Here is a 931-nt window from a genome sequence, read left to right as displayed (position 1 = left end):
ATTCGTGACTCTTATTATTTACTTCAAATTTTATTTTATAAAGCCGAGGCCAACGTCAAGTTTTACATCTTTATTTTCTGATAATTCTTGTAGCCATTCTGGAATAAAGTCAAAACCTTCTGGTAATAGTCCCATTTCTCCTACTACAGTTGCCACTTTAGCTAAATAATCTTTTTTAAGATAGAATTTAGCATAATTGTTTTCAATCTCAAGATTTAGAGGAATAGAGTAATATTTATCCGATTCGACCAATATACTTAAGAGTTTACTAGCATCTATATTAGAGCCTAGCAGTGGTAGTAACTCAGCTACAACCTCTTTTTCGACTCCTATATATACAACTTTACCATCAACACTGGTGTAGTAATGTAGATCTACAAATTTGGAAAGATTGGTTTCTTGCGAAGCCCCTGTTTCTTTGAATGATATATTGACCTTACCATCTTCTTGGAACTGTGCTTTAACGTAGTCTATTTTTTTAGCTAATCCTTCACCATTGACTCCGTATTGAGCTAGGGCACCTTCTATGATAGCTCCTAAAACAGCACCATCTTCACCAAACTCAAAGTCGGTTATCATATCTGCTACTTTAACTCCAGCTTCATTTGTTGTAGTTTTTAGATTCCAAGTTCCAATAATCGGAGCTTTTTCATTGTCATCGTTATCACTACATGATGTAAAACCAGAAAATAAGCAACTAACAACTGTTAGTGCAATAAGTAAATTTTTAAATTTCATGTTAATTATATTTTATTGAGTTCGACTATATGCTCGAAAGAAACGATATATTACAGTTACTTATTCCTTAATCTGTTTATACAAATAATATTGGCATTAAAACCAGCAGAAGTAAATTCATTACATCACTTCTGGTTATTTATTTTTCTTGATAATACTTCTGTGTATTACAAATATACCCAAGAAAGAAATC

The 931-nt window shown here is 31.9% G+C and carries 1 protein-coding gene; it reads right to left on the bottom strand.

Annotation, left to right across the window (positions count from 1 at the left end; genetic code table 11):
• Positions 1-30 precede the first annotated feature (30 nt).
• The gene (locus HGC4_RS16255) at positions 31-738 is read right to left on the bottom strand and encodes a hypothetical protein (protein WP_050711197.1); all 708 of its coding nucleotides are present in this window, start codon (positions 736-738) and stop codon (positions 31-33) included.
• Between the last annotated feature and the right edge of the window lie 193 nt (positions 739-931).

The sequence above is a fragment of the Dysgonomonas sp. HGC4 genome, assembly GCF_001261715.1.
Classification (GTDB): Bacteria; Bacteroidota; Bacteroidia; order Bacteroidales; family Dysgonomonadaceae; genus Dysgonomonas_A.
This window is presented reverse-complemented; position numbering and strand designations above follow the sequence as displayed.